Raw genomic sequence first — 20484 nt, forward strand, 5'->3', positions numbered from 1 at the left:
CAATAATGGAAACAGCAGATAAGAAAATATTACTCGTAGAGGATGATCCTAATTTTGGGATTGTACTTAAAGATTATTTGGCAATGAACGATTTTGACGTTACGTTGGCAAAAAACGGAATGGAAGGTTTTGAAAAGTTTAAGAAAGACAATTTTGACGTCTGTATCTTGGATGTTATGATGCCTTACAAAGATGGATTTACCCTTGCCAAGGAAATTCGTGAAAAGAACGAAAACGTACCTATTGTTTTTCTCACCGCTAAGACTATGAAAGAAGATGTCCTGAAAGGATATAAGGCAGGTGCCGACGATTATTTGAACAAGCCTTTTGATTCAGAAGTCCTACTGATGAAACTTAAAGCTATAATTCAAAGAAAGTCTTCGAGTTCTTTATCGGATAGTAAGCAATTTGAATTTACCATTGGTGGTTTTCAACTGAATTCCAAGCTCCGGTTCTTAAAATATAAGGAGGAAGAGGCTTCTAAATTGTCACCTAAGGAAAATGAACTGCTTAGATTGTTGGCTTTGCACGAGAACGACTTAATGCCAAGAGAATTGGCCTTGACCAAAATCTGGAGGGACGATAATTATTTTACTTCTCGAAGTATGGACGTATACATTGCGAAATTGCGTAAATACCTTAAAAAAGATGAAAATGTGGAGATTTTAAATATCCACGGTGAAGGGTTTAGATTGGTTATTAAAACCGAGTAAGTCCTTTGTATCTAGATATTTGAAAAAACACCAGGGGAGACTTTGGTGTTTTTTTATTCGTGAGACCCGCATTTCAAAAGCTGCAGGCTCATGGAATTACAACAGTCGAACGAACCCCGCCTTTTTTGGTGGGGTTTCTGGTTATATACCCATACCCTTAGGGCCATATCTTTAAGGGCGCTAAGGAATTCTCTAGCGTTTAATATTATTGAGTTCTGGAATATTCCTTTAATATTGTATCGACAATTTCTTGGGGACTCGGCTCAATGGTAATTTTTATAGCCCTGGTAGGAGCTTCAAAAGTGTCTAGTTGAGATCGCAGTAAATCTGCTGGCATAAAATGGCCCTTCCGCTTTTGTAAACGGTCCAACAACAATTCAAAAGAACCTTCTAGGGAGATCCATATCACCTTGTCTTCAATTTTGCTTTCGAGTAATTTTCTATAGGATTCCTTTAAGGCGGAACATACTATTACGGCACCGGTTTCTTTATTGTTTACGGCCAGTTTATTTAAAGTTAGAAGCCAGTCATATCTATCCTCGTCGGTCAAAGGATTTTTATTGGCCATTTTTTGTACATTGGATTCTGAGTGGAAGTCGTCGCCATCAAAAAAAGCTAGGTTCAATTTTTCAGCCAACAACTTACCAACGGTAGACTTACCGGTACCGGAAACACCAATTACAAAAAGAATATCTTTTTTGCCGTCTGTCATTTTCTATCTGTTTCTTGTGCTACTTTTTGTAGAAGTTCCTCTAGGTCATATTCGTAATCTACCCAAAGGATATCTTCTTTTTTCCTCAGCCATGTTAATTGCCGTTTTGCAAACCTCCGGGTATTCTTCTTTATTTCTGCAATAGCGGTATCCAAATCATATTCTCCATTAAAATAACTAAATAGCTCTCTATAGCCTACGGTTTGCAGTGCATTTAGGTGCTGTTGTTTTTTTAAGGATTGCACTTCTTCCAACAGGCCTTGTTCCAACATTATAGCTACTCTTTGGTTTATTCGATCGTAAATAGTCTTCCTCTCCGCGGTTATGCCTAGGGTAATTGAATTAAAATTTCTAGAAACTTTTTCTTGGTTAAGGAAGGAGCTGTATGGGAGGCCAGAGCCAATACAGATCTCTAGAGCTCTAATAAGCCTATGTGGGTTGTTTAAATCTACTTTGTTGTAATATTCGACATCTAAAGATTTAAGCTTCGCCTGGAGGCTTAAAATTCCTTCGTCTCTTAAGGTACTGTTCAGTGTTTCGCGCACTTCCGGGTCTATTGTGGGAAAATTATCCAGGCCGTTTTTAATGGCATCAACATATAATCCACTGCCACCGACCATTACAACAATATCGTGTTGTTCAAAGAGTATTTCTAGCTTTTTTAGGACCTCCCTTTCAAAGTCCCCAACGGTGTATTCTTCAAATATACTTTTATGCTGAATAAAATGATGGGGAACGGATGCTAATTCATCCACTGATGGTACCGCGGTCCCAATGGACATTTCTTTAAAGAACTGACGGGAATCGGCTGAAATGATCTCGGTACCGTAATGTTTGGCTATGGCAATGGCCAAGGATGTCTTTCCAATTGCAGTTGGTCCAACAACGCTAATAAGATTTTTTCCCTTCATTAATCTTCACTTAATCTATGCCCACATTGCCTACAGTAATGGGCATCTATACGCATAATTTCTGTGCCACAATCCGGGCAGGTTCTCCCAGTGTCAATATTTTTTTTATTGATTGCGGCAGAAGTATATTCGGCAGATACAATTCCTGTAGGTACTGCAATTACCCCATAACCAATGATCATAATCAAGGTGGCGATAAATTGCCCCAAGGGGGTTTCTGGAGAAATATCTCCATAGCCAACTGTAGTTAAGGTAACAATGGTCCAATACACACTGTGTGGGATACTAGAGAAACCATGGGTAGGCCCTTCAACGATGTACATCACCGTTCCCAATAAAACGGATATTACAATAACAAAGAATACAAAAACAAAGATTTTGGTTCTACTGGCATGTAGTGCTCTTATTAGATTATTGGATTCTCCTACAAAACGTACCAACTTTAATATTCTAAAAACCCTTAACAATCTTAAAATACGAAAAGCGGTAATGTATTGGGAACCGATTAGGAAAAGGGAAAGGTATTTGGGTATGGTGGATAGCAAATCTACAATACCGAAAAAACTAAAAATATATTTTTTGGGCCGGTTGATAGAAACAATTCGTAATATGTATTCAATGGAAAAAAGAATTGTCACAATCCATTCCGAAAAGTTTAGAAACCTATGATGCTTTTCGTCAAAGGTGGGGATGCTTTCCAGCATTACGATGATAACACTATAAACTATTAAAACTAGTAAAAGGATGTCAAAGAGTTTTCCGGCAGGAGTATGTGTCCCGTAGATTACTTCGTGTATCTTCTGTTTCCAACTTCTTTTTAGTTTCAAAGTTTAGTATTTAAGTTCTAGAATTTTAAGGACCTTTTTTTTTCTAAGGTAGGATGAAATAATGTGGGTCGTGTTTTCATTTCCTTCCATAGGCGTTATTATGGATTCCAAGATATGAATATTATTTATTTGATGGTTTAAATTAAAATAGCCAAAGCCTTTAAAAACACCATCCTTGATTTCAATCCCACAACGTTCGCCAATTTCCCGCCCCTTATCCATAAGCAAGATGCTCTTTTTTGAAAAACTGTATTTATCAATCGCCTGCCTTGCTCTTTCATTGTAGGCTTCCGCTGGCTCTTGTTTAATGCATCCGCCAAGGCAACTGCGGTCCTCATAATGGGAACAGTGCATTTTAGCCTGAGACAGTCCATTTATTTTATTGCACAATTGAAATTCCTCTCTAATTTTATGAAGGAAATTCTCGGCACCTTGGAAGCTGTTAAAGGTAGCCACCGGTCTTTTTTTAGAGTCTATTGCTGCTACGGTCAGCGCTATATAACCATTCTCGTTTATGGATTGGTACAGGCCATGCGAAAACAGCCTTTTTTTGTAAAGGGAATTGTATTTAGGTTTGTTTCGTAATAGCTCTGCATTTTCTTTTAGCAAGGCGGCCAATTCGTTGCCAGTTTTTTCATAAGAAACACTTTTGGTCTCTTTTTGAATTTTTCTGGCTTTTGGACTATTGTTCGTAAAATGCTGATTTACTCTTTTTTTTATGTTGCTACTTTTGCCCAATAAGATAATATCACCATCCTTATTATGCAGATAGAAGACCCCTGTTTCGGAAGGTAATTCGTCTACCATATCCAGCTGCCTAGGTGAAAGTTCACCTTGGGTTTCATTTCTTAAAACACTTTTAATTATCGTTTTGTCTAGATCTTTTGAAAGTAAAAGTTTAAATAGTTGTAAAGTGGCGAGTGCATCCCCATTCGCCCTATGTCGGTCACTTACTGGTATTCCCAACGAGCGAACCAATTTACCCAGACTATAGGATTCCGCATCCGGCAGTAATTGTTTGGAAAGTTCAACGGTACATAGGGTCTTACGTTCAAAATTAAACCCTAACCGTCTAAATTCAGTGCGCATTATACGGTAGTCGAACTGAGCATTGTGCGCAACTATTACTGCGTCTTCCGTAATTTCGACTATGCGCTTGGCTACTTCATAGAATTTAGGGGCCGTACGTAACATATTGTTGTTAATGCCCGTAAGATTGACTACAAATGGCTGGATTTCTTTTTCAGGGTTTACTAGGCTAATAAATTGATCCACTACTTTATGCCCGTCAAATCTGTGAATAGCAATTTCCGTAACCCCCTCTTCATTGTACTTTCCTCCCGTGGTTTCAATATCTAAAATGACGTACATGTATTATTTATAATTCGAATTGGTAAACAAAGATACATATTCTGTGGTCAAAGAAATAGCCACAATACCCTCTAATTTCTGGCTCCAAAAATAAAACTACCAACGCGTATCATAGTACTCCCCTCGGCAATCGCTATCTCGTAATCGCCACTCATTCCCATAGAAAGCTCGGTTATATCCGGGAGTTTGGTTTTGGCTTTGTCAAACAAACTTTTTAGCCGCTTAAATTCTTTTCTAATTTGTTGTGTGTTATCGGTAAATGTTGCCATGCCCATTAATCCAGCAATCTTAATGTTGCTTAGTTGCAGTAAATCAATAGAGGTAATTATTTCATTTAATTCATTCTCGTCAAAACCAAATTTAGTTTCTTCCTCGGCAATGTCAATTTGTAGCAGGCAGGGAATGGTGCGATCGCAATTTTTGGCATGTTTATTAATTTCCTTCAGGAGTTTTAGGGTATCCACTCCATGGATCAACGATACATATTCGGCCATATATTTAACCTTGTTGCGTTGTAAATGGCCAATCATATGCCATTGGATATCCTTGGGCAGTACTTCCCATTTCTGAGTCATTTCCTGTATTTTATTTTCACCGAAAACCCTTTGCCCAGCCTTATAAGCTTCCATTATATCCTCTATGGGCTTGGTCTTGGAAACTGCAACCAGTTTAACATGGACGGGGAGGGATTCCTTGATTTTTTTTAAATTTTCTTTGATGGACATGCACTTATTTTTTTGACTTTAATCTTTTTTGGGCCATTTTAAACGATCAAATATATAATTGAAATAAAGGGTTTCAATTACCTACTAATTAAACTGTTTTGAAACTTTTTCAGACTTTCTGGATTGGGAATAATCATAAAATCCTTCCCCTGATTTAATGCCTAATTTTCCTGCGGTTACCATATTTACCAATAGAGGACATGGCGCATATTTGGGATTTTTAAATCCGTCATACATAACATTTAGGATAGACAAACAAACATCCAACCCAATAAAATCGGCCAGTTGTAAGGGACCCATAGGGTGCGCCATTCCCAATTTCATGACGGTATCTATTTCGGCAACACCGGCAACTTTATTGTACAAGGTTTCTATGGCTTCATTGATCATGGGCATTAATATGCGGTTGGCCACAAATCCTGGATAATCATTCACCTCCGTAGGGGTTTTTCCAAGTTTTAGAGAGAGTGCCATAATAGTTTTTGTAACCTCATCAGAAGTGTTGTAACCACGTATGATCTCTACTAATTGCATAATGGGCACAGGGTTCATAAAATGCATTCCTATAACCTTATCCGCCCTTTTGGTGGCCGCGGCTATTTGTGTAATGGAAATGGATGAGGTGTTGGTAGCTAAAATGGTGCCTGTCTCGCAGATGGTGTCCAGTTCTTTGAAGATGTTAAGCTTCAAAGTAGTGTTTTCCGTTGCGGCCTCTATTACCAAGTCTGCCTGTTGAACTCCGTCCGCCAATATGGTGTATGCAGTTATATTTTCCAAGGTAGATTTCTTATCATTTTCGGTGATAAGCCCCTTGGCTACCATTCGGTCCAGGTTCTTGCCAATGGTCGCTAACCCTTTGTCCAAGGAATCCTGTGAAATGTCTATGAGGTTGGTTTTATATCCATTTTGGGCAAATACATGGGCAATGCCATTACCCATTGTCCCGGCTCCTATGACTGCTATGTTTTTCATTATGGTATGTTTTTACCTAGAATTTAGACCCAATAGCTTACTTGGGCATTTTTAACATTAATCCTATCTTTTATTTCTTTTGAAACGATTTAATGACTTCTAAAGCAACCCTTAATGCGCGGGTACCCTGTTCTAGGGTGACCACAGGGACCGTATTGTGGTTAATAGCGTCTGCAAAAGTTTCCAATTCTTCCAGAATGGCATTGTTTGGGGCTATATCCGGGTTTTCAAAATAAATCTGTTTTTTTAAACCTTCGGCATTCTGTAAGATCATATCAAAATCTCCTGGTTTTTCAGGAGCATCTTTCATTTTAACCACTTCCACCTTTTTCTCCAGAAAATCCACAGCGATATAAGCATCTTTTTGGAAAAAGCGCGACTTTCGCATGTTTTTCAAGGAAATTCTACTGGCCGTTAGGTTGGCAACACAGCCATTTTCAAATTCGATTCTGGCATTTGCAATATCCGGGGAATTACTGATAACGGATACCCCGCTGGCATTAATTTGTTTTACCTCGGATTTTACAACACTTAGTATGGCATCGATATCATGGATCATTAAATCCAAAACAACAGGTACGTCGGTACCCCTGGGGTTAAATTCGGCCAATCTATGGGTTTCAATGAACATAGGGTTGTTAATGTTCTCTTTTACTGCCATAAAAGCGGGATTAAATCTTTCCACATGGCCCACCTGGCCTTTCACCCTATATTTTATCTCTAACTCCAATAACTCATTTGCCTCTTGTAATGTATTGGTGATGGGTTTTTCAATAAAGACATGTTTCCCTTTTTCCATTGCTTTCTTGGCGCAATCGAAATGAGAAAGGGTAGGGGTTACAATGTCTATAACGTCAACGGCATCTATTAATTTGTTTATGTTGTCGAAAAAAGTATAACCGAATTCGGCTTCCACTTTTTTGCCATTAATGACATCCGGGTCGTAAAAACCTACTAAATTATATTTTTGGGACTCATTGAGTAATCTAAGATGAATTTTTCCTAAATGTCCTGCTCCGAGGACGCCAACATTAAGCATATTTGTTTATTTTCTTCAAAAATAAGGATAGTTTGCAAGTTTAAGGGCTTTAAAAATAAAAGTTGGGTTTTATATCCCATCTTTAGTGCGATAATTTAAAACCATTAAAAAAGATAAAACAAGCGTGGGCAATACAGCTTTGGATTGGGTAGTTGAAAATAAATCTACCCGCATTTAATAGAATGAGTTAGATTGCAGCATGTAATTTAAACGATTTTTTCATTTTAAGTTTTTCATTTTTTTAACTTTACGGACCAAAACCAAACAATTGAAGGATACATTAAAACATCGCGGAATGCGTAACAAATTGGCAGACATTCTTGCGGAAAAAGGAATTCTGGATAATGCCGTACTAAATGCTATTCGCGCTGTACCAAGGCACTTATTTTTGGATAGTAGTTTTGAGGACCATGCCTATCAGGACAAAGCATTTCCAATTGGGGCGGACCAAACAATATCCCAGCCCTATACTGTGGCCTTTCAGTCAGAACTTTTACAGGTTAAGCCTAACCATAAAATATTGGAAATAGGGACGGGTAGTGGTTACCAAACTGCAGTATTGTTAAAACTGATGGCTAAAGTTTATACTATTGAGCGCCAATTGGAACTCTTTAAAAAAACAAATCTCTTTTTTAAGAAGATGGGTTACAGGCCCAAAAAAGTAATTTTTGGTGACGGTTATAAAGGATTGCCCGAAGAGGCGCCTTTTGATAGTATCATAGTAACTGCTGGGGCACCATTTGTGCCAAATCCTTTGTTGGCGCAACTTAAGGTAGGTGGTAGGTTGGTAATACCTGTGGGCTTGGACGAGCAAATTATGACCTTGTATGTAAGAAAATCGGCCAAGGAATTTGAAAAAAAGGAATTAGGGTCTTTTAAATTCGTCCCTTTATTGGAAGATAAAAATTAGTTGATCCACTAATTATTAAAACTCTTTTTAATTCTGTCCAGGTTTTTCTTATTATCTCGGTCTTTAATCGTTTCGCGCTTGTCAAATAACTTTTTACCCTTTGCCAAAGCAATATTTATTTTAGCCAAACCCCTGTCGTTCAGGAAGAGGTTTAAAGGGATTATGGTAAGGCCCGAATTTTTTACCTCTTTTTCCAGTTTTTTAAGCTCACCACGATTCAAAAGGAGTTTTCGCTCTGCTTTTGGCAAATGGTTGTAATGGGATCCATGGGAATATTCATCTACCTGCATATTAATGACAAATAATTCGCCCAGATCATTAAATTCACAAAAACTTTCAGAGATCGAAGCCTTGCTCTCCCGGATAGATTTAATTTCGGTGCCCGATAATACAATGCCTGCTGTATAGGTATCCAACAACTCATAATCAAACCGAGCCCTTTTATTTTTTATGTTTATTTTTTTCTGCATATGTTTGACAAAAATAGAAACAATTATCCGATTGGCAATTAGTGCCCACACATAGATTTTGCATTGTGCTTGGATACATGTTTGTTTTTTTTGTAATGACTGGTACATCTTTACGATTAACCATAAAATTAATAAGATGAGAATAGTAGTTCCTGTGTTTGTGGTTTTGTTGATTATTTCCTGCAAGGAGAAAGTAAGAACCGCTATTTCTGCCCAAGAAATAGTGGATAGGTCTATCAAAGTAAGTGGCGGAGAGTTGTATACTACGAGTGATATTTCCTTTAAATTTAGAGATTATCATTACACCTCGGAATGGGATGATGGGAGTAGAATTTTAAAGCGTATTAAACTCACTGATTCCACAAAGGTGGTAGATGAAAAAGGCATCAGTGGATTAAAGCGTTTTGTTAATGATAGCTTGGTTCCCTTAAAAGATTCGATTGCCAATGTATATGCAAATTCGGTAAATTCTGTCCATTACTTTGGGCACTTGCCCTACGGTCTAAATGATCCCGCGGTTAAAAAGGAGTTGCTGGGCCAAGTTACGCTGAACGGTAAAGAATATTATAAGCTAAAGGTGACCTTTGATAAAAAGGGGGGAGGGGATGACTATGACGATATTTATTTGTATTGGTTTAATAAGGAGACTTTTAAGCCCGATTACCTAGCGTATGAATTTCATGTGGATGGCGGTGGAATCCGTTTTAGAGTGGCTTATAATGAGCGTATCGTAGGAGGAATCCGTTTTGTGGATTACGAAAATTATGAGGCCTCAGCGCAAGATGCCTCAATAATTGGGATCGATGATCTATATGGACGGGGTGAGTTGAAATTGTTATCAAAAATAGCGTTGGAAGATATTTCCGTAGTGGTGGCCGATTAGTCCATTTTCAACCTAATATCGGAAGCTTTCCCATTTATAATCCGCACAATAAAAAGACTGCTATTATCATAATCGTCCATGTGTTCATATTTTTCTTGCCCCAACATAAGATTTACAAATTCAGGGGTGGTATTACTGTGTCCGACAATAAGAACGTTCTTGCCTAGGTTCTCTTTTTTAAATTCTTCTAAAATTATCGCTTTGGGGTCATAATATTGAGGGGTTATTTCTTTTTTTATGGAGGTAGGGGCTGCGGTCATTGCAGTTCTTTCAAAATCCGTGATGTAAATGGCATCAAGGGCTACGGGGTCAAAAACCTCGGCCCAACGTATTGCCCGTCCCAATCCGTCCTGGTTCAATTCTGGATCTATATTTTCCGGGTCGCTGCGGTCTTTTTCGGCATGTCTTATAAAATAAAAGGTAGAAATATAATCTTCTGCATTTTCCAATGGTACCTTGGGTTCATCTTTACAGGCTAGGTTGCCAATAGTTAATGCTAGAATTAATAGCAGTTTTATATTTTTCATGGTCAATTCTATTTTTGGTAAATGATTATTCTAGTAATGTAACTAAAATTACATTAAAAAAGTATGTAGTGCCCGCAGTTTTTTGTTCTTTTGTATATGGATAAAAAGTATGCTATTTATGCTGTTTTGTTTGCGATATTTTTTTCGCATGCCCAAGAGGTTGCACTTCCGACCGATCTAAGGCAGCATAACTTAAATGAATTCAATTCCAGTTTATTTAATCCCGTTTTTTCCCTCGACCGGAACAATCCCCAGTCCATTGCATGGTGGTCCAGGTATCAATGGCAAACTATTGACGCTGATCCAACTTCCATGTTTCTAAATTATTCCAAAAAAATAAACGATCAATCGGCTATTGGAGTTGGTTTTATCCAGAATAATACGGGTGTGTTTTTAAATACAGGAGGAGTGCTTAATTATGCATATGCCTTTAATTTCGACAATAATATGCAACTGTCTCTAGGGTTGAATGTTTTTGGTTTTAGTAGTGAAATTGCGGATGACCGTTATAGTCCAGATCCTGATATTTTAATTCCTCAATTGCAGGTGTCCAATGCCTTTATTATGCAATTTGCACCTGGTGTACGATTTTCCGTAGACGGATTTGGTGTAGGTTTTACGGCAGAAAATCTTTTTGATTATAATTTTTCTACCAATAAGAGTTTTTCAGAATCCGATGAAAAAATCTATATGGGTATGGTGGACTATCGCCTTCCGTTAACACTTTTTGATGGAGCAGATAATGCCTACTTACAGCCTTTGTTGTATGTGAAGTCGGTTCCTTATGGCGATACCCAGGTTGGGTTAAACGCATTATTGTCGTCCAATATATTTTGGGTGCAAGGGGGCTATAATAGTTTTTATGGGCTATCTGGTGGATTGGGAGGTAGGTTCTTTAAGCATTTGTCGTTGGGTGTCCTAATGGAATATGGTCTGGATGCTGATATTAAGGATCAGGATCCGAGTTTTGAAATAATCGCAGGATACACTTTCGGTAGTCCCGATGCCCGTAAAAAGGTAGTAGGTTTTGAGGAGGAAGAAGAACAGATGGAGCTGGTAAAACAGGAGAATGAAAATGAATTGAAAGAAGCAGTCCAGGAAGAAGAGGAGTTGAAAATGAAGGAGGAGCTTACAAAAGCAGAGGCTTTGGCTGAGAAAAATGCCGATAAAAAACCTAAAAAACAGAAAAGGGTAAGAGGTAAGAAAAAGAAAGCTCTTGCTGAAGAATTGAGGCTGGCCCAAGAATTGGCCGATGCAAAAAGTTTGAAGGAGAAGCAGGAGGCCGAAGCTTTGGCTAAGGCTATTCAATTGAAGGAACAGCAAAGATTGGACTCGATAAAGGGTATGGAACTGGCACTAGCAAATAAAATTCAGGAAGATTTGGATAGGATTGCAGCTAGGAAGAAGGCTGGTAAGTCCGTGACTCAAGGCCATTATGAGGAGGTAGATAAATTGGAAGGGCACAAGGCCGGATTTTATCTAATTGGCAATGTATATGGAACCAGTAGGTATCGTGACATATTTATTCAAAATCTCAAGAAGAAAGGGATTGATGCCAAGTTTTTCTACTTAGCCAAGACCAAATGGGACTATGTGTATTTGGAAAGGTTTGATACTTTGAGCGATGCCGAAGCGGCACGGGATAATAACTTCGGTGGCAAATATTCAGAAAAAACGTGGATTCTTAGGATTATCGCGGAGTAGCACTAAACTACTTCTTGATTTCGTGGACAATTAATTGGTCCAAGTAGGCTATAGTGTTCAGTAAGTATTTTCTATCGCCTGTAATAGTGGCCATGGAAACTGCGCCTTGTATCATGGTAAAAAGTTGTTTGGAAAATTGAAGAGGGGTAACGGGTAACTTTAGTTCATTGTTGTTGGATCCATTTTCCAGGACCAAGGCAATTTTTCCTTCAATAGTTTTTATAATTTCTCTTGTGGCGGCCAACAACTGTTTGTTATTGTGATTAGCATCAATACCAACATTTAAAATTGGGCAGCCCCCCAAATCTTCTACAAAGGTGTCATAGTGCCGATAAAAATTGGTAAGGACAAAAAGTTTCTCAAGTGATGTTCCATTTGAATTTAATTTTTCATCAATTTCAGTTAGGAGTTTTTTACTATTGTATTCAAATGCGGCAAGCGCCAAGGAATCTTTATTTTCAAAGTTTCCGTATATGGCTCCTTTGGTAAGTCCAGTAGCCTCTGTAAGATCACTCATACTTGTTCCTACATAACCGAGCTTGTTAAAAATAGGCGCAACGGTTTCTATGATATAGGCGGTGGTTCTTTCAGCTTTTGTAGACATCTCCTTACAGTTTTATGCTAATATAAAAAATATTATACTGCATGGTATTTATTGTTAATAAAAAAAAGGCATCCAATTATGTATTGGATGCCCAAGTATTGACAATGATAATTTATTTTGCTAATTCGTTCTCATTTCTAAATACCAACTGGTCGTCAAAGGAGTCTATGAGGATAAGCCCACCTGGTTGAATATTGCCACTTAATAATTCTTTGGAAATATTGTTCAATACTTCTTTCTGAATTACCCTTTTTATGGGACGTGCACCATATTGTGGGTCGTATCCTTTATTGGCCAAATATGCAATGGCCTCATCCGTTGCATCAATTGTTATATTCTGCTTGGCAACCAATTTTTTAAGCAGATCTAATTGTAGGACTACTATCTTGCTGATATCTTTTTTATTTAAAGGGGTAAACATGATAATGTCGTCTATACGGTTTAGAAACTCTGGTCGTATCGTTTTTCGCAATAGCCCAAGCACTTCTACCCTTGCGGCTTCTGTGGCGCTATAGATGTCTTTGTTGTCTTCAAACTTTTCCTGTATAATATGGCTTCCCATATTACTGGTCATTATTATTATGGTATTCTTGAAGTCTGCCACCCGGCCTTTGTTGTCCGTTAATCTACCTTCGTCCAGCACTTGCAACAAGACGTTAAAGGTATCTGGATGGGCTTTTTCAATTTCATCCAGTAATACTACGGAATAGGGTCTTCTTCGCACTGCTTCGGTCAATTGCCCTCCTTCGTCATAACCAACATATCCTGGAGGTGCCCCTACCAATCTACTCACAGCATGTCGCTCTTGATATTCACTCATATCAATTCGCGTCATGGCATTTTCGTCGTCAAAAAGATAGGCGGCCAATGTTTTGGCCAATTCTGTTTTTCCTACCCCGGTTGTTCCTAAAAATAAGAAGGAGCCAATGGGTCTTTTGCTATCCTGTAATCCGGCCCTACTTCTTCGTATGGCATCGGAAACCGCTTGTATTGCTTCTTCCTGTCCAACCACTCTTTTGTGGAGCACGTCTTCCAACTGCAACAGTTTTTCACGTTCGCTTTGGAGCATTTTTGTAACAGGGATTCCTGTCCATTTGGCCACCACTTCGGCTATATCTTCGCTAGTTACCTCCTCTTTAATAAGAGTCTCCCCAAGCTGTTGTTGTTCCAGTTCGGTTTCGAGTTTTTCCAACCGCTCTTGGGCTTCTTTTATTTTTCCGTACCGGATTTCTGCAACCTTTCCATAATCCCCATTTCGTTCCGCTCTTTCGGCTTCCACCTTAAAGTTCTCAATATCGTTCTTTGTTTTTTGGACGTCGTCTACAACGGTCTTTTCGCTTTCCCATTTAGCAAATATTTCATTGCGTTCCTCCTTTATATTGGCCAAATCTATGTTTAAAGCTTTTAATTTTGAGGTGTCGTTCTCTCGCTTTATAGCTTCTATTTCAATCTCCAACTGCATTATTTTGCGATCTAAAACATCGAGTTCCTCGGGCTTGGAGTTGATTTCCATTCTTAACTTGGAAGCTGCCTCGTCAATAAGGTCAATAGCCTTATCCGGCAAAAATCTATTGGTAATGTAGCGTTGCGATAATTCTACTGCAGCAATTACAGCTTCATCCTTAATTCTCACCTTGTGGTGCGCCTCATATTTTTCTTTTATCCCCCTAAGAATGGATATTGCACTTTCGGTATCCGGTTCATCTACTATGATCTTTTGAAACCTTCGTTCCAGGGCCTTGTCTTTCTCAAAATACTTTTGATACTCGTCCAAGGTAGTGGCTCCAATGGCACGCAGCTCTCCACGGGCCAAGGCTGGCTTTAGTATATTGGCTGCATCCATGGCACCTTGGCCCCCGCCTGCGCCAACGAGAGTGTGGATTTCATCTATAAAAAGCACAATGTTTCCATCGGAAGAGGTTACTTCCTTGATAACAGCTTTCAAACGTTCCTCAAATTCCCCTTTGTATTTAGCACCAGCAATTAGTGCGCCCATATCCAATGAAAAAATTATTTTATCCTTTAAATTTTCGGGGATATCCCCTTGTACTATTCTATGGGCCAAACCTTCGGCAATAGCAGTTTTACCTACTCCCGGCTCACCTACTAGCATAGGGTTGTTTTTGGTTCTCCTAGAAAGAATTTGCAACACCCGTCTTATTTCCTCGTCCCTTCCAATTACTGGATCCAGTTTACCACTATCTGCAAGTTCATTAAGATTACGGGCATATTTATTCAAGGAATTGTAAGTGTCCTCTGCGCTTTGTGAGGTGACTTTCCCTCCCTTTCTCAATTCGGAAATGGTAGCCTTAAAATCCTTCTCCGTAACCCCTTGGTCTTTTAGGATTTGGGCTATTTTGCTTTTGGATTTGAAAATAGCCAATAACAAATGTTCTATGGAAACATATTCATCTTCCATTTTTTTTGCGATAATACTAGCCTCGGTCAAGGTTTTATTGGCTTCCCGGGAAAGCATAATTTCTCCACCTGAAACTTTAGGGAAGCTTTCCAGTTCCTTTTCTAAGATTTGATTTAATAAGGTGGTATTGACATTCAGTTTTTTGAGAATAAATGGGAGCACATTTTCCTCAACCTCGGAAATGGCCTTAAAAATATGTTCGTTCTCAATTTGTTGGTGGCCTAAACCTTGCGCTATTTGTTGCGCATGCTGTATGGCCTCCTGTGATTTTATAGTGAAGTTATTAAAATTCATATAGTTGTTTTTTTTAGGTTATTGTTTACTTTTGTAAGTTGTTAAAGGCAACAACCTTACCACTGTGTTCTACAGGACAAAATGTCGCTTAATCGTGAAAAATGAGCGACAATTAGGCAGCTTGTAATTTTTGAGGCCTTGTACGACTTAATATTAAAATTACGAAATGGGAATTCTTAAGACGCTTTTTGGGAAAGATAATAATAAAGAAAAAAGGAAGGCCAAGGTGGCTCCGTGGATTCCATTAGTGTCTGTTGAGCAGCTAGGGGAAATAAAGGAAAAATCCAAGGATAAGCCTCAGGCAATTTTCAAGCATTCTACGACCTGCGGAATTAGTAGTATGGTTATGAACAGGTTTAATGAAGGTTATGATATACCTACCGATAGTTTAGATCTTCATTATCTGGACCTGCATAATTTCCGCTCGGTTTCAAATGAAGCTAGCAATACCTTTGGTGTCAGACATGAGTCGCCTCAGTTGCTTGTAATTGTAAACGGAGATGTAGTTGCGCATGAATCCCACGGGGCTATTACCCAATTGGATTTAAAAAAATACATCTAGTTTTAAAGAGTTATCTTTCTTTAAAACCAGATGCATTTTTCATTTTGGGGCTAAAAAAATAAGTAAGACTTATTTTACTTTAATTAAATCTATGTCTAGTGACAATTCCTTTTAATTTGGCTTTTAAATCTTCTCCGGCATCATAAACCATTTGTTCATTACTAGGGAACGGAACCGCAGTAAGTTGCAGCAAAGGCACTAGATCTTCTTCCAGGGCATTTGTGTCACCATTGTGTTTGGCATAAACGTGGTTAAAGATAAATTGGCTGGCCAAGGGATAAGAATTAATTTGTTGTTGATTTTGTAAATCCAAAAAGCTTACATTTCCGACTACTTCAACCGACTTCTGCTGGGTAAATTGATAAAAGTTACATTTTACGGTTTTAAATTTGTCCACCTTTATTTTGTTACCCAAACTGTCCTTTAAAACCTCTCCTTGAGGGTTTGTGGCATATTTGTAACCATCCTTGATCTGCTTTTCTTTGGAGATTTGTTTTTCGGTAACTTGTTCCGGACTTATGTTTATATCCCTGAAAGCCACTTGCAGCTCATAGTCATATTTAATATTTTCCAAAGCATTGGTGTGATAAACTGTCCAAAGATCGTTTAACCCGTAGGTGTTGAAATTTAATAATTCCTGTTCCAGACGATTAGGGACTATTTGTTCCGAATCGTTGATCATGACTACTTGTACATAATCCATGCCTTTGTTATGGGCTTCTTCCAATTTAAGCCCGGTATCCTTGTAATTGGGACTTAGCTCGTTTAAATAGGTAAATTGGTCAAAAGCTTTTCTAAAATCTTCTTTGTAGTTGCCAGTGTTTAAGAGGGCAGTGGCGTTGTTGTACAGATAGTCGGACAATTGCCGTTTCGACTTTAGTATTTCCTCGTCATAATTCTTAAAGGCAAATCTAGCGTCCCTATTATCATCCTGCAAATTTAAAGGCATTAAAGGTTTTATGCGCTCCTGAATTGATTTTAGGTTCTGATAACGATTAAAGATTACCTCATGGTTTGCCGGATTGTTATCCTTTTTCAAGAATGCAATCTCTTGAAGCTCACGTTCGGTATTTTTCTTAAAAGCTTCCTCCAACAACTGAATGTAAGGTTGATTGGACTTCTTTGTCTTATTTTCTGCAATGTTTTTCAATGCTGTATTAATGGCATTGCCATAATTACCCGTATTTAGGGCTTCCTGTGTTTTTTTAACCCCTCCACAAGAGATTAAAATGAACAGCATTAATGAGGTGAGTAATGATTGTTTCATAATGTTTGGTTTAAAAATATTATGGACATAGTTCAATAGCTATGCCAAAATAGTTCTATACACAAACGGGAAACTATTCAGTATCGTACAAATAGCGGGTATTTTTTGGGATCTTATTTCTTCTTTTGCTGAAAAACAGGTAGTAATTTGGTAGTAACTTCCCCAAAACCAATTCGCACATTATCCTTTTGGCAATATCCGGTTATGGACACTGTGTCATAATCCTCAATGAACTTTCTAGTTGATCCATCTTCCAAGGTCAAAGGCTTTTCTCCACGCCAAGTTAGTTCCAACATGGAACCATATGTATCAGGGGTTGGGCCAGAAATGGTCCCACTGCCCATCATATCGCCACTATTTACGTTGCACCCATTTATGGTGTGGTGGGCCAGTTGTTGGGCCATAGTCCAATACATATACTTAAAGTTGGACCGGGTTACAGTGGTGGCCTTGGCCTTCTCTGGCTTAATGGAAACCTCTAAATTAATATCGAACCCTTTTTTTCCTGTTTGCTGTAAATAGGGTAGGGGTTTAGGCGTTTGTACTGGACTTCCCACTCTAAATGGTTCAAGGGCATCCAAGGTTACTATCCAAGGAGAGATGGATGATGCAAAATTTTTGGCTAAGAAAGGGCCAAGTGGTACATACTCCCATTTTTGGATATCCCTAGCACTCCAATCATTAAAAAGTACCATTCCAAAAATGTAATTCTCTGCCTCCTCCACTGGAATAGGTTCTCCCAAAACGTTAGCATCCGTAGTGATAAAAGCCATTTCCAATTCAAAATCCACTAGTTTAGAAGGACCAAAAATGGGTTGGTCCGCCCCTGTGGGAAGGGTTTGTCCCATTGGTCTTCTTACAGATGTGCCACTTGGTACAATAGAAGAGCTTCTTCCATGATATCCTACTGGTATGTGCAGCCAATTGGGAAGAAGTGCATTTTCTGGGTCCCTGAACATTTTGCCAACATTAGTGGCGTGTTCTTTACTGGAGTAAAAATCTGTGTAGTCTCCAATTTGGACCGGAAGCTGCATTTCTATTTCATCCATCGTAAAAAGAACAATATTCTTATGATTTTCGTTGTTCTTTAATTCGTTGTTATTAATATCGAAAATCTCACTGATTCGGTTTCTTACCAAACGCCACGTCTTTTTACCGTCGGATATAAAATCGTTGAGGGTGTCTTGTAAAAATATGTCATCTGTCAAGGGGATATCCTTAAAATACCCCAATTGATGCAATGCTCCCAAATCTATAGCGTAATCACCAATCCTGGAACCTATGGTGATAATGTCATCCCTAGTCAAGAAAACTCCAAAAGGAATATTCTGAATTGGAAAATCAGAATCGACCGGTACAGGTAACCATGTTTTTTTTTCTGGATGATTAGTTTTTAGTGGCATCTTCGAATTGTTAACTTGTGTTTAATAAATATCTTATCAAATATATTATTTTCTTCCAATTAACGCTCTGCAATTTGTATTTTTGCGCATTATTTAATAGAATATTACAGTATGCAACGCGACAATCAAATTTTTGAACTAATTGAGGCGGAAAAGGAACGCCAAATTAATGGAATTGAACTTATTGCTTCCGAGAACTTTACCAGTCCCCAAGTTATGGAGGCTGCAGGATCGGTATTGACCAACAAATACGCCGAAGGTTATCCTGGTAAACGCTATTATGGAGGTTGTGAGGTAGTGGATGAAATAGAGCAATTGGCTATTGATAGGGCCAAGCAACTATTTGGAGCAGCTTATGCCAATGTTCAGCCACATTCTGGTTCACAGGCCAATGCTTCAGTTTATCACGCATGTTTAAAGCCTGGAGATACTATTCTTGGATTTGATTTGTCACATGGAGGTCATTTAACCCATGGTTCACCGGTAAATTTTTCAGGCAGATTGTATAATCCCGTATTTTATGGGGTTGACCAGGAGACAGGTGTTTTAAATTACGATAAAATACAGGCCATAGCTACCAAAGAACAGCCTAAGCTTATAATCGCTGGAGCTTCTGCCTATTCCAGGGATATGGATTTTAAGAGATTTAGGGAAATTGCGGATAGTGTAGGCGCCCTATTATTGGCAGATATATCCCATCCTGCAGGACTTATTGCTAAGGGAATTCTGAACGATCCTATGCCACATTGCCATATTGTAACTACAACAACCCATAAGACATTGCGGGGACCAAGAGGAGGTCTTATTTTAATGGGAGAGGACTTTGATAATCCTTTTGGTATGAAGTTGAAGAACGGGACTTTAAGAAAAATGTCAGCTTTATTGGATTTGGCAGTTTTTCCAGGTAATCAGGGAGGTCCTTTAGAGCATATTATTGCGGCAAAAGCAATAGCCTTTGGAGAAGCTTTGACAGATGAATTCTTGCACTATATGTTACAGGTCAAGAAAAATGCAGCGGCTATGGCCAGTGCCTTTGTTGAAAAGGGATATAATATTATCTCTGGAGGTACCGATAACCATATGATGCTTATTGATCTTAGAAATAAGAACATTACAGGTAAAGATGCCGAGAATGCTTTGGTAAAAGCAGATATTACGGCGAATAAGAATATGGTTCCATTTGATGATAAATCACCTTTTGTTACTTCGGGAATTCGGTTTGGTACAGCAGCCATTACCACAAGAGGTTTAAAAGAAGATCAAATGAAGACTATTGTAGAATTTATTGATCAGGTAATCATGAATCCTGAAGATGAAAAGATTATTGATAAGGTAAGGGAAAGTGTAAATGCTTTAATGAATTCAAGAGCATTGTACAACGCCTAAGAGATTATAGATCGCTGTCCATAAGGTTTAATTATGGTTTTGCTCCCAGAGTAAGATTTTAATGCTTTTTGGACAGCTTTTTTTATAGATCAATTCTTCTATTCACTAAGGATTTGAATATCTCCATGTATGATTTTTTTAGAATTTAGGTCGTAAATGGCCGCTTCTTCAGTTTGGTCATAATACATGCCCCAAAATCCGAAATAATCATTTATATTATTATTGTCAGAGACAATATTCTTCATTTTGGTATCACTTTCCAAAGTATCTTCCTCAAATACAGGTATAAACATTTCAAAGGGAGTCTCATTTAGGCCCTTTGTATAATAAACGTTGTGTTTAACAAGTTCCGTAAAGATATTCTCGGCTTGGTCAGCGATACTTTGTTCGTAAATTTTACTGATAAGAATAGTAGTGTCTGTCAAGGAAATGGTCAGCTCACTTATGTCTATGTCTATAGTGTTCAATTTTTTAAGTTCGGAATAGGCCAATAGGAACAAAATAGTCTTTTCGGGACTAGATTTTTTGTGGGTCATATCGTTGGGCGTTATTTTGTTTAAATAAAACAAGGATTCGTCCAGACTGAGGTTACATTTGATGTCTATAATCAAATTGGCCGACTCTTCTTTAGGTCCATAGTTGCCAATATTAACTTCTGCAAAAAAATTCTTTTCCAAACTTTTTCTAAACAGCTCAAGACCAGTAATGTGGTCGGTGCTTTTTACTCCAATTCTTGGATTATTAAAAAATTCGTTTCCTAACTTAGACATCTTGAAATAAATTTA

20 protein-coding genes are annotated in these 20484 nt (G+C 38.3%); 6 read left to right on the top strand and 14 right to left on the bottom strand.

What is annotated here, in order from left to right; all coding sequences use genetic code 11:
- Positions 1–5 precede the first annotated feature (5 nt).
- Complete coding sequence (locus CWD90_RS15720; RefSeq protein WP_103477030.1) at positions 6–713, top strand: response regulator transcription factor; 708 nt, start codon at positions 6–8, stop codon at positions 711–713.
- A gap of 205 nt (positions 714–918) precedes the next feature.
- Here the strand turns inward: CWD90_RS15720 and CWD90_RS15725 are convergent, their stop codons facing one another.
- The 7 genes from CWD90_RS15725 to CWD90_RS15755 form a co-directional block, all read right to left on the bottom strand.
- Positions 919–1425: a gluconokinase gene (locus CWD90_RS15725; protein WP_103477031.1), complete on the bottom strand. Its 507-nt coding sequence runs from the start codon at positions 1423–1425 to the stop codon at positions 919–921.
- Entirely contained in the window at positions 1422–2336 is a 915-nt protein-coding gene (miaA, locus tag CWD90_RS15730) for a tRNA (adenosine(37)-N6)-dimethylallyltransferase MiaA (RefSeq protein ID WP_103477032.1), read from the bottom strand. Before miaA ends, CWD90_RS15725 begins: the two co-directional genes overlap by 4 nt.
- Positions 2336–3163 carry an ion transporter gene (locus CWD90_RS15735; RefSeq protein ID WP_103477033.1) on the bottom strand — a complete coding sequence of 276 codons (828 nt, stop codon included), beginning with the start codon at positions 3161–3163 and terminating at the stop codon, positions 2336–2338. The genes miaA and CWD90_RS15735 overlap by 1 nt, the downstream gene beginning before the upstream one ends.
- A gap of 3 nt (positions 3164–3166) precedes the next feature.
- On the bottom strand, positions 3167–4534 hold the full coding sequence (locus CWD90_RS15740; protein WP_103477034.1) for an exonuclease domain-containing protein: 1368 nt from the start codon (positions 4532–4534) through the stop codon (positions 3167–3169).
- Between the two features lie 71 nt (positions 4535–4605).
- Complete coding sequence (locus CWD90_RS15745; RefSeq protein WP_103477035.1) at positions 4606–5259, bottom strand: YggS family pyridoxal phosphate-dependent enzyme; 654 nt, start codon at positions 5257–5259, stop codon at positions 4606–4608.
- Positions 5260–5343: 84 nt separating this feature from the next.
- Positions 5344–6231: a 3-hydroxyacyl-CoA dehydrogenase family protein gene (locus CWD90_RS15750; protein WP_103477036.1), complete on the bottom strand. Its 888-nt coding sequence runs from the start codon at positions 6229–6231 to the stop codon at positions 5344–5346.
- A 70-nt stretch (positions 6232–6301) separates the two neighbouring features.
- Positions 6302–7270 carry a Gfo/Idh/MocA family protein gene (locus CWD90_RS15755; RefSeq protein ID WP_103477037.1) on the bottom strand — a complete coding sequence of 323 codons (969 nt, stop codon included), beginning with the start codon at positions 7268–7270 and terminating at the stop codon, positions 6302–6304.
- 268 nt (positions 7271–7538) lie between these two features.
- Between CWD90_RS15755 and CWD90_RS15760 the strand changes: the two genes are divergently transcribed.
- On the top strand, positions 7539–8180 hold the full coding sequence (locus CWD90_RS15760; protein WP_103477038.1) for a protein-L-isoaspartate(D-aspartate) O-methyltransferase: 642 nt from the start codon (positions 7539–7541) through the stop codon (positions 8178–8180).
- 8 nt (positions 8181–8188) lie between these two features.
- Here the strand turns inward: CWD90_RS15760 and smpB are convergent, their stop codons facing one another.
- Entirely contained in the window at positions 8189–8650 is a 462-nt protein-coding gene (gene smpB, locus CWD90_RS15765) for an SsrA-binding protein SmpB (protein ID WP_103477082.1), read from the bottom strand.
- Positions 8651–8786: 136 nt separating this feature from the next.
- On the opposite strand from smpB, the gene CWD90_RS15770 reads away from it, so the two are divergent.
- Positions 8787–9533 carry a DUF6503 family protein gene (locus tag CWD90_RS15770; protein ID WP_103477039.1) on the top strand — a complete coding sequence of 249 codons (747 nt, stop codon included), beginning with the start codon at positions 8787–8789 and terminating at the stop codon, positions 9531–9533.
- Here the strand turns inward: CWD90_RS15770 and CWD90_RS15775 are convergent.
- Positions 9530–10060, bottom strand: a complete 531-nt coding sequence (locus CWD90_RS15775) for a SixA phosphatase family protein (RefSeq protein ID WP_103477040.1) — start codon at positions 10058–10060, stop codon at positions 9530–9532. The two genes, CWD90_RS15770 and CWD90_RS15775, sit on opposite strands and share 4 nt — an antisense overlap.
- A 96-nt stretch (positions 10061–10156) precedes the next feature.
- Here CWD90_RS15775 and CWD90_RS15780 point away from each other — a divergent pair, with 96 nt between their 5' ends.
- On the top strand, positions 10157–11764 hold the full coding sequence (locus tag CWD90_RS15780; protein ID WP_103477041.1) for a PorP/SprF family type IX secretion system membrane protein: 1608 nt from the start codon (positions 10157–10159) through the stop codon (positions 11762–11764).
- A 7-nt stretch (positions 11765–11771) separates the two neighbouring features.
- On the opposite strand, the gene CWD90_RS15785 is transcribed toward CWD90_RS15780, so the two are convergent.
- Together CWD90_RS15785 and clpB are read right to left on the bottom strand one after the other, a co-directional pair.
- Positions 11772–12368: a TetR/AcrR family transcriptional regulator gene (locus CWD90_RS15785; protein WP_103477042.1), complete on the bottom strand. Its 597-nt coding sequence runs from the start codon at positions 12366–12368 to the stop codon at positions 11772–11774.
- Between the two features lie 112 nt (positions 12369–12480).
- A complete protein-coding gene (gene clpB / locus CWD90_RS15790) occupies positions 12481–15081 on the bottom strand; it encodes an ATP-dependent chaperone ClpB (protein ID WP_103477043.1) in 2601 nt (866 codons plus the stop codon).
- Between the two features lie 166 nt (positions 15082–15247).
- On the opposite strand from clpB, the gene ytxJ reads away from it, so the two are divergent.
- Entirely contained in the window at positions 15248–15643 is a 396-nt protein-coding gene (gene ytxJ / locus CWD90_RS15795; protein WP_103477044.1) for a bacillithiol system redox-active protein YtxJ, read from the top strand.
- Between the two features lie 79 nt (positions 15644–15722).
- On the opposite strand, the gene CWD90_RS15800 is transcribed toward ytxJ, so the two are convergent.
- Together CWD90_RS15800 and fahA are read right to left on the bottom strand one after the other, a co-directional pair.
- Positions 15723–16910: a hypothetical protein gene (locus CWD90_RS15800; RefSeq protein WP_103477045.1), complete on the bottom strand. Its 1188-nt coding sequence runs from the start codon at positions 16908–16910 to the stop codon at positions 15723–15725.
- Positions 16911–17023: 113 nt separating this feature from the next.
- Positions 17024–18313: a fumarylacetoacetase gene (gene fahA, locus CWD90_RS15805; RefSeq protein ID WP_103477046.1), complete on the bottom strand. Its 1290-nt coding sequence runs from the start codon at positions 18311–18313 to the stop codon at positions 17024–17026.
- Between the two features lie 111 nt (positions 18314–18424).
- Between fahA and glyA the strand changes: the two genes are divergently transcribed.
- Positions 18425–19699 carry a serine hydroxymethyltransferase gene (gene glyA / locus CWD90_RS15810; RefSeq protein ID WP_103477047.1) on the top strand — a complete coding sequence of 425 codons (1275 nt, stop codon included), beginning with the start codon at positions 18425–18427 and terminating at the stop codon, positions 19697–19699.
- Positions 19700–19797: 98 nt separating this feature from the next.
- Here the strand turns inward: glyA and CWD90_RS15815 are convergent, their stop codons facing one another.
- A complete protein-coding gene (locus CWD90_RS15815; protein ID WP_103477048.1) occupies positions 19798–20469 on the bottom strand; it encodes a hypothetical protein in 672 nt (223 codons plus the stop codon).
- Between the last annotated feature and the right edge of the window lie 15 nt (positions 20470–20484).

This window comes from Arenibacter catalasegens (assembly GCF_002909235.1).
GTDB lineage: Bacteria > Bacteroidota > Bacteroidia > Flavobacteriales > Flavobacteriaceae > Arenibacter > Arenibacter catalasegens.